General features: G+C 36.6%; 1 pseudogene. It reads left to right on the top strand.

Going from position 1 to position 202, the window contains the following annotated elements:
* Positions 1–202 (top strand): annotated as a pseudogene (locus KO524_RS15390) (hypothetical protein); the annotation flags it as partial.

Here is a 202-nt window from a genome sequence, read left to right as displayed (position 1 = left end):
CTTGACTATTTTGTCTTACAACAGTGCAACAGGTATGTTGACGTATCAAGATGAGAAATCGAATTTGACTACTTTAGATATTAAAGGAGCGATCGACAGTTTTGAAACGATTACAACTTTAACACCAAATTATACTGCGGGTACAATTACTTATGTGAACGAAGCGGGTGCTAGTGTAACTGTAGATATCAAAGCCATGGTA

The organism is Flavobacterium sp. NKUCC04_CG, assembly GCF_019345525.1.
In the GTDB taxonomy this organism is placed as follows: domain Bacteria; phylum Bacteroidota; class Bacteroidia; order Flavobacteriales; family Flavobacteriaceae; genus Flavobacterium.
The sequence above is the reverse complement of the archived record's forward strand: the minus strand, read 5'-3'. Positions and strand labels throughout refer to the sequence as shown.